The sequence below is a fragment of the Psychrobacter sp. I-STPA6b genome, from assembly GCF_020662265.1.
In the GTDB taxonomy this organism is placed as follows: Bacteria; Pseudomonadota; Gammaproteobacteria; order Pseudomonadales; family Moraxellaceae; genus Psychrobacter.
In genome coordinates, this window is record NZ_VEWM01000057.1 from 273,796 (window position 1) to 280,762 (window position 6,967).

The following is a 6,967-nucleotide window of genomic DNA, read 5'->3' on the forward strand; positions in this document are numbered from 1 at the left end:
GTGCAAGATTCTCATAAACGTACTTCTATATCACCAGCTCAACATCCATCAAAACAAGCCCAAAAAGGCTCTGTTATTGGGTTTTTATTCTTAGTTATTATCATTATTGGTATGATCATGCTAACACTATATGTGCTCAAGCTTGATAAGACCATTACAACAAAGTTTGAGGGTAAGCGCTGGAACATACCTGCCAAAGTCTTCTCACAACCACTTGAGCTATATCAAGGTGCACCTGTCACCCAAAGTGACTTGGATACATGGTTAGAATTGCTTAACTACCGTAGCAACCAACAATATGAACGGACAGGTACTTATCATAAAGCAGGCAGTGAATACTTTATCCATACTCGTGGCTTTAGTTATAGTGCTAATGATGTTGATGAAGAACAAATCATTAAACTTAAATTAGCAAATGGTAAAGTTGCCAATATACAAAGTACCCAACCAAATCGACTGGGTATTGTTCGTCTAGAGCCAGTCACTATTGGTGGTATTTATCCTGATAATAATGAAGACCGACTGGTAGTCTCTATTGATGATATCCCCCCTACGCTGATTGATGCTCTTATTGCCACAGAAGACAGAGGGTTTTATGAACATAAAGGTGTATCATTACGTGGTATAGGACGAGCTGTCTATAACAACTTCTCTGGTAAATCTATGCAGGGTGGCTCAACCATCACTCAACAGCTGATTAAAAACTTCTATCTAAATTCAGACCGTACACTAAAACGCAAAGCAAACGAAGCCATTATGGCACTATTACTTGAGCTACATTACGATAAACGTGCCATTTTACAAACCTATCTTAACGAAATTAATCTTGGTCAAAATGGTAACCGCTCTATCAACGGTTTTGGTCTGGCAGCTCAGTTTTATTTCAATCAGCCACTAAATGAACTTCGTCTTGACCAACAAGCAATGCTGGTTGGCTTGGCAAAAGGTCCAACACAATACAACCCTCGCCGCAATCCTGAAACAGCAAAAAATCGCCGTGATACGGTCTTACACAATATGCTAGTAACAGGCAAAATAGACCAAGAAACCTATGATCAAGCCATTGCTCAGCCATTAGATGTGATTGAAAAACCCAACGTCGGTAAAAGTCGCTTCCCTGATTTTTTAGATATTGTGAAGCGTGAACTAAATCAGGTATATCACCAAGATGACCTAAAAAATGAGGGGCTACGCATATTTAGTACCCTAAATCCAATTGCCCAACTAGCAGCAGATAATGCTGTAGAAAAAGAATTGGGTCGCCTGCGTAAAACCAGCAATAAAACTACAGAGCTACAAGCAGCATTGGTCAGTGCGAATCCTGATACAGGTGAACTATTATCTGTGGTTGGTAGTGGTAGTGAGTTTACAGGGTTTAACCGTGCTATTGATGCCAAACGACAAGTTGGCTCACTATTAAAACCTGTTATTTATATGACAGCACTAGCGTCTGGCAAATATAATCTAGCCAGTCCTGTCAATGATAACCCCGTTTCTATCACCTTAAGTAATAACTCTGTTTGGTCACCAAAAAACTATGGTGGACGAGATCATGGCTATGTACCACTTACCCAAGCTTTAGCAAAATCCTATAACCAAGCTGCAGTTAATACAGGTATGGAGTTTGGCGTTGGCACATTTGTTAACCAGTTGCACCGCCTTGGTATCAAAGAAAAGCTGCCAACCTATCCCTCAATTTTCCTTGGCTCTGTCAATCTGAGTCCAATGGATATGCTCGGTATGTATCAAGTATTTGCTTCTGGTGGATTTCACACTAGTATTCATAGTATCCGTAGTGTCGTTGATAACCGTGGTCAAGTCTTACAACGTACAGGCTTAAATACCAAACAAGCCGTTCCAACTGATGTTAACTTTTTAACAAACTATGCCCTACAGCAAGTTGTTAACAATGGTACAGCCACTCGCGCACAATCTCTTGGAAAAAATCTAAACCTAGCAGGAAAAACAGGTACAACCAATGACTATCGTGATGCTTGGTTTGCTGGATATAGTGGTAACTATGTCAGTGTTGTTTGGGTTGGACGAGATGACAACAAACCTATCGGGCTAAGTGGTGGTAGTGGTGCGCTACCCGTTTGGATAGACTATATGAAACGCCTAAAATTATCTCCAGTTGCACCTGTACAGCCCGATGGTATTGAATGGCTATGGCTGGAAAATGGAACTGGCAAATTATCACGAGAAAGCTGTGAAAATGCAGTCTACCTACCAGTCTTATCTGCCTCTATCCCTAAAGAAGCCAGTGACTGTGCGGTAGAGATGTATGAGCAAGAGCGCCTGCGAACACAAATGTCATGGCTTGAACAACAACAAGCAGCCATCCAACAAGAAGAAGGAGATTCCTTTACAAATGATGAATCGCAAGAAGTCATTGAATCTTCCGATGAGAATAATAACGAGACCAGTGACACATGGTATGATAAAGCGTTAGAGTGGTTCTAAAACCATGTAATCTATCCCATTATATCGGTATCACTCGCAACAAATAGATAGGGCTGGATTTTCCCAGCCCTTATCATTAACTAGCATTGCAATAAGAACCATAACCATTACACATGAGTGCCAAAATGATGCATCTACCGAAATCACCACTGGCTGTGTCACAGCAGGAAAAATTTACTTTAAGACCACATAGCCCCATACAAGCTCTTATCATTCTGAGCATGGCAATATTGATCTGTGCCTGTCAAAGTGTACCAGCTGTACAGCAGACATCACCACAGCCACACATAACATCTCAACCACAGCACACAGCTAGTGAAGCGACATCCCCACAACATACTCAGAACACTATTACTACTATTGACTCTACAAACACTAATGAGCAGTCACCTAATAGTCATACTACAACTACTATAGAAGACGATAAAATCGGTACAGCACCAAAAGACTATGTTACGCCTTCTCATACTCCTGAAACAAAATCACCAACCCCATCATCTTCCTCTTTAGATACAAATAATCCTGACCCAAGTATACTAACACAACCCACACCCAACGTATCAGAACAACCACCTAGCACAAGTATAGAAGCGCAAACAACTGACACGCCCACTGCACCAGTAGTCATCGTTACCATTCCTAAACCCGACCCAGAGACGACTCGACAAATATTACTGGAGCGAGCCAGAGAGAACTCACAAAATAACACTGGTCACACCAGAATACTCAACACAGGTGACAACTTACCAGCCTTTCGTCAACTCATGGACATTGGTGTCTCACAACTGCAAGCCAACCAACTAAACGCAGCAGAAAACAGCTTTACTCGTGCTCAACGTCTTGCACCACAGTCATCGGCAGTTTACTTTTATCTTGGACAAGTAGCACTGAAAAAAAACCAACCTCGTAAAGCTGAAGCCATGGCACGCCGAGGCTTAATCGTGGCTCAATCTCCTGAACGTAGACGCGCCTTATGGCAAATTATCTTACGCTCAGGACAGCAGCAAAATAATCCAAGAGTAATTCAAGAGGCACAAAACGCACTACGTTAATGCTCATTACATGTCATAACCAACACTCATCAACAAGCCATATCAATTTTTTTAAGGAACGAACTATCATGCAATGGCAACAACTACACTTACAATGCCCAAAAGACCAAGTCGACTTAGCAGAAAGCCTACTACTAGAGTCGCAGGTCTTATCTATAGTCTTAGAAGATGCTGGTGATCAACCATTATTTGAACCCATGCCCGGACAATCCCCCCTTTGGGATGATGTGATTGTTACTGGTATTTTTAGTGCTGAAATGGCTCAAGAAATTGAAGCACTTGCACAAGAAATTGCCAGCCAAATTAATGCCAGTCGTGTTTGGATAAGCCAAGTTGCTGACAAAGACTGGGAAAGAGAATGGATGACACACTATCATCCTATCGAATGCGCCAATAACCTATGGATTGTTCCAAACTGGATAACACCACCGAATCCTAAAGCAACCAATATCATCATGGACCCCGGTCTTGCCTTTGGTACAGGTTATCATGCCACCACTCGTCTTTGTCTTGACTGGCTTACTGAACAAGACTTACAGGATAAAATCATTATTGACTATGGATGTGGCTCAGGCATCCTTGGAATAGCAGCACTACTTCTAGGAGCAAAGCAAGTCTATGCTGTCGATATTGACCCACAAGCTGTCCTAGCAACAAAACAAAATGCTGAGCGCAATCATGTTGCACAAAAAATCATGACATTCTTACCAGAAGAATTTGATGCTTATCGTAAAGAACAAAATCTGATGCCTGTCGATATCATCACAGCAAATATCTTAGCCAAACCACTGATGCAACTTGCACCCTACTTTGCAACACTGATAAAACCACAAGGTCAGATTGTGTTAGCTGGACTAATTGAACCACAACTTAATGATGTTAAACAAGCATTTGCGCCATGGTTTACACTCGACGGCTCTCATGCTTTTAGCAATGATACTGACAAACATTGGCACCGTTTATCTGGCATTTTTGCTGGATAGTAATATAATTTTACATATGTTAATATAAATAAATAGTGAAGATAGATATTATGCTATTTTTATCACTTATCATCGGACTTTAATTGAGTAGCCATGAGCTTTTAGTTATGATTTATACTCACGGTCTGTATCGGTCAATATAAATAAAAAATTACTTTATATGATAGAGAGCAAGTATTATGCCAGCATTTAGGCAAAGTAAGCATACCTAACCTGCTAGTCTGGCATAATATTCGATGTTATTAATGATGGAAATTTATAAAAAGCTTCACTATTTATAGTTTTATGAAGTACTAAATTAAGTTAGCATAATCAATATATTGGTTTAATAACATAAGTCAACTTGCCAATTATGGCATCAGTATACTGTAGATACTTATGGATAATTATCTGAAAGCCCGATGCCCTAAATGCCATACAACATTTGTATTTGGTGTTGATCAGCTCACATCCAGCAACCAGACAACCTGTTGCGCACAATGCCAATATACATACCCAATTCATGCTCACCTAGTTACCATACCATTAGCAAAAAAAGCGCATTGTGAAAAATGTCAACAAACACTTACTCAGCAAACTGCAACAAACCGTAATAAAAAAGCTGATATTAGAAAATCAGTCAAACATTATCCTGAGTATCCTGCTCAAATGACTTCACGTGCTAAAAAGTCAGCAAAATCGCGCGCAAAAACTAAAAATACTGAATACACCATAGATCCATCTGATATAAAAAAAATCAGAAACCGACTTGATCGCAACATTAAACAGCTGACAAATGAAAAGCTATCATCAACCAGTGTTAACTTACAAAAACCATTATCTAATAAAGCAACAGCTCATATTACCAAAAAGACCACTAAAACAGCTGGTCATAATAACACTACCATACCATCAACCGCTTCTACTAAAATTTTACCAACAAATACAACACATCTAATTAATGAGATCATTCAAAAAAATATAACGACGACAGAAGCAGAAACAGTGAACCATATCATAAATGATAAGGTCCAAGACTATGTCATGCACAATGATAATAGCAATACAATAAAACAAAACATAAATACTCAACAACCTTTACCTACAGACTCACCTGAAAAACAAGCTCAGCAAGTTATCAACACCGCAACTACTGCCACTCCAACAAAAGCAACTCCCAAAATGACAGCGCCAAAAATAGATACTGCTGGTTCTCAAACTAATGAGCAACCTATAGGTAACTCAACAGAAGCGCTCAATACTGACAATACTGATAACAACATGCCTATAACATCACAAGACGAAAATAATAATCAAAAAGATACAAAATCCATTACGGTCAAGAGAGATGTATCTATCAATAATATTAAAGTTGTAAAAGATACACCTGTCCCTATTGGAATACCAAGTATAAAGAGCAATGACGATAACAATAACGCTTTTGAAGATGAAGACTGGATCAGCCAACTATTAGCTGATGATGACGAAACACCTACACAAGAAGACACAGTCACTGCTGATACCGAAGAAACACCGACAAATCCAGATCAGGATGAAGCTTGGTTAAACGAACTACTTGCTGATGATGAATCAGAAACAACTTCTACAGAAAATGTTGATGCTCCTGTTTCTATGGAAGATGAGGTTTCAAGTGTAGAAACTGCTTCTGTAGAAGATTTAGAACAGCCTAACGACTCATCCGAAGAGCCTTTTACTCTAGAATTAGATGAAGACAACAAGACTACACAAGCAGAAGAAATACCGACAAATCCAGATCAGGATGAAGCTTGGTTAAATGAACTGCTTGCTGATAATGAATCAGAAAAAACTTCTACAGAAAATGTTGATGCTCCTGTTTCTATTGCAGATGAAGTTTCAAGTGTAGAAGATACTGCACCAGCAGAAGATTTAGAACAGCCTAACGAATCATCCGAAGAGTTTACCTTAGAATTAGATGAAGACGACAAGACTACACAAGTAGAAGAAACCCCTGTAAATCCAGATCAGGATGAAGCTTGGTTAAATGAACTGCTTGCTGATGATGAATCAGAAACAACTTCTACAGAGACTGTTGATGCTCCTGTTTCTATGGAAGATGAGGTTTCAAGTGAAGAGACTGCACCAGCAGAAGATTTAGAACAGCCTAACGAATCATCTGAAGAGTTTACCTTAGAATTAGATGAAGACGACAAGACTACACAAGCAGAAGAAACCCCTGTAAACCCAGATCAGGATGAAGCTTGGTTAAATGAACTGCTTGCTGATGATGAATCAGAAACAACTTCTACAGAAAATGTTGATGCTCCTGTTTCTATTGCAGATGAAGTTTCAAGTGTAGAAACTGCTTCTATAGAAAATATAGAAGAGACTAGTGAATTATCTGAAGAGTTTACCTTAGAATTAGATGAAGACGACAAGACTACACAAGCAGAAGAAATACCGACAAATCCAGATCAGGATGAAGCTTGGTTAAATGAACTGCTTGCTGAT

At 39.4% G+C, this 6,967-nt stretch carries 4 protein-coding genes; all 4 read left to right on the forward strand.

The features are described from left to right. The first annotated feature begins 111 nt into the window (after positions 1-111). Positions 112-2,463: a penicillin-binding protein 1B gene (gene mrcB, locus FHK88_RS05075; protein ID WP_413680445.1), complete on the forward strand. Its 2,352-nt coding sequence runs from the start codon at positions 112-114 to the stop codon at positions 2,461-2,463. Positions 2,464-2,588: 125 nt separating this feature from the next. After that, entirely contained in the window at positions 2,589-3,515 is a 927-nt protein-coding gene (locus FHK88_RS05080; RefSeq protein WP_227429672.1) for a tetratricopeptide repeat protein, read from the forward strand. Positions 3,516-3,583: 68 nt separating this feature from the next. Next, positions 3,584-4,498, forward strand: coding sequence for a 50S ribosomal protein L11 methyltransferase (gene prmA / locus FHK88_RS05085; RefSeq protein ID WP_227429673.1), 915 nt, complete (start codon positions 3,584-3,586; stop codon positions 4,496-4,498). Between the two features lie 378 nt (positions 4,499-4,876). Beyond that, a partial coding sequence (locus tag FHK88_RS05090; RefSeq protein ID WP_227429674.1) for a hypothetical protein occupies positions 4,877-6,967 on the forward strand: 2,091 nt, incomplete at its 3' end.

Bases quoted from the DNA above. Each gene is read 5' to 3' on its own strand.
- mrcB (WP_413680445.1), top strand. From the start codon at position 112: ATGATCATGCTAACACTATATGTGCTCAAGCTTGATAAGACCATTACA.
- prmA (WP_227429673.1), top strand. From the start codon at position 3,584: ATGCAATGGCAACAACTACACTTACAATGCCCAAAAGACCAAGTCGAC.
- FHK88_RS05080 (WP_227429672.1), top strand. From the start codon at position 2,589: ATGATGCATCTACCGAAATCACCACTGGCTGTGTCACAGCAGGAAAAA.